General features: G+C 55.2%; 2 protein-coding genes. One reads left to right on the forward strand and one right to left on the reverse strand.

Translation table 11 applies throughout. The features are described 5' to 3' along the window. Positions 1 to 106: 106 nt before the first annotated feature. Positions 107 to 382, reverse strand: a complete 276-nt coding sequence (locus tag ACTHUT_RS18045) for an oxidative damage protection protein (RefSeq protein WP_003682648.1) — start codon at positions 380 to 382, stop codon at positions 107 to 109. 129 nt (positions 383 to 511) lie between these two features. Here ACTHUT_RS18045 and glnE point away from each other — a divergent pair. Next, a partial coding sequence (glnE, locus tag ACTHUT_RS18050) for a bifunctional [glutamate--ammonia ligase]-adenylyl-L-tyrosine phosphorylase/[glutamate--ammonia-ligase] adenylyltransferase (protein ID WP_440419290.1) occupies positions 512 to 2,406 on the forward strand: 1,895 nt, incomplete at its 3' end.

Below are 2,406 nucleotides of genomic sequence, written 5' to 3' on the forward strand. Positions count from 1 at the left end.
TGGGTTTGTATGATTTATCTGTTCTATTTGCCTAATATGCGGGGCAATCGGGAATTTTAAAGGCCGTCTGAAAATCGGGTTTCAGACGGCCTTGGCTTTTCAATGCTTATTTAGGCTCTTGCGGAACATAGCCTTGTACGGCATCTGCACCGTCGCCGAAGAAGTATTGTTCCATCTGCTGGGCGAGGTATTCGCGTGCGCGGGGGTCGGCAAGGCTTAAGCGGTTTTCGTTGATCAGCATAGTTTGGTGACGGGTCCAAGCCATCCATGCTTCTTGGGAAACGTTTTCAAAAATGCGTTTGCCCAATTCGTTGGGCAGCGGCGGAAATTTCATGCCTTCGGCTTCTTTGCCGAGTTTGACGCAGTGAACCATACGGGTCATGGCGGTTTCCTTATGTGGGGGTTGTAAAGGTTGGTATTTTAGCCGATTGCACGGATAGGGGAAAGCGTGGGTTTCAGACGGCCTGAAACCTTGCTATGATGGTCTTTTCTGTTTATTCAGACAAAGATTATGAACCGCCTCGATACTGCCCGCCGTTATTCCCTTTTTCTCGCTCGCAACCTTGATTCCGGCAAACTCAAGCCTGAAATCTTCCTGCCCATGCTGGATAAGGTTTTGACCGAAGCTGATTTTCAAGCCTTTGCCGACTGGGACAAAATCCGCGCGGAAGAAAATGAGGAAGAATTGGCGCGGCAGTTGCGCGAGTTGCGCCGTTATGTGGTGTCGCAGATTATCGTGCGCGATATAAACCGCATCAGCGATTTGAACGAAGTAACCCGCACGATTACGCTGTTTGCCGATTTTGCCGTCAATACCGCGCTGGATTTTGCCTATGCCTATTATCGGGACATGTACGGCACGCCGATCGGGCGTTATACCAAATCGCCGCAGCATTTGAGCGTGGTGGCGATGGGCAAGGCGGGCGGCTATGAGTTGAATGTGTCTTCCGACATCGATTTGATTTTCGTCTATCCCGAATCGGGCGATACCGACGGCAGGCGCGAACGGGGCAATCAGGAGTTTTTCACCAAAGTCGGGCAGAAACTGATTTCGCTGCTGAACGACATTACCGCCGACGGGCAGGTGTTCCGCGTCGATATGCGGCTGCGGCCGGACGGCGATTCGGGCGCGCTGGTATTGAGCGAAACCGCGCTGGAGCAATATTTGATTACGCAGGGGCGCGAATGGGAACGCTATGCGTGGTGCAAAGGCCGCGTGGTGACGCCGTATCCGAACGACATCAAATCGCTGGTGCGCCCCTTCGTGTTCCGCAAATATCTGGATTACAGCGCGTATGAAGCAATGCGCAACCTGCACCGCCAAATCCGCAGCGAAGTCAGCAAAAAAGGCATGGCGGACAACATCAAACTCGGCGCGGGCGGCATCCGCGAAGTCGAATTTATCGCCCAGATTTTTCAGATGATACGCGGCGGCCAAATGCGTGCGCTGCAATTGAAAGGCACGCAGGAAACGCTGAAGAAACTTGCCGAACTGGGCATCATGCCGTCTGAAAACGTTGAAACCCTGCTTGCCGCCTACCGCTTCCTGCGCGATGTCGAACACCGCCTGCAATACTGGGACGACCAGCAAACCCAAACCCTGCCCTCCTCGCCCGAACAGCAGCAACTGCTCGCCGAAAGCATGGGCTTCGACAGCTATGCCGCCTTTTCAGACGGCCTCAACGTTCATCGGAACAAGGTCAATCAGTTGTTCAATGAAATTTTGAGCGAACCCGAAGAGCAAACCCCCGACAATAGCGAATGGCAGTGGGCATGGCAGGACAAGCCCGACGAAGAAGAGCGGCAAGGCCGTCTGAAAGAACACGGGTTCGATGCCGAAACCATCGCCGCAAGGCTCGACCAAATCCGCAACGGTCATAAATACCGCCATCTCTCCGCACACGCCCAGCCTCGTTTTGACGCCATTGTGCCGCTGTTCGTACAGGCGGCGGCAGAGCAAAACAACCCGACCGATACGCTGATGCGGTTGCTTGACTTCCTCGAAAACATCAGCCGCCGCTCCGCCTATCTCGCCTTTCTCAACGAACATCCGCAAACCTTGGCGCAACTGGCGCAGATTATGAGCCAAAGCTCATGGGTGGCGGCATATCTGAGCAAATATCCGATTCTGCTGGACGAACTCATCAGCGCCCAGCTTTTGGATACCGCGTTCGACTGGCAAGTCCTCGCCGCCGCCCTTTCAGACGACCTCAAAGCCTGCGGCGGCGACACCGAAGCGCAAATGGACACCCTGCGCCGCTTCCAACACGCCCAAGTCTTCCGCCTCGCCGTCCAAGACCTCGCCGGACGGTGGACGGTAGAATCCCTCTCCGACCAGCTCTCCGCCCTCGCCGACACCATCCTTGCCGCTGCCCTGCCGTGCGCATGGGCGGACATGCCAAAAAA

This window comes from Neisseria sp. P0022.S010, from assembly GCF_051956635.1.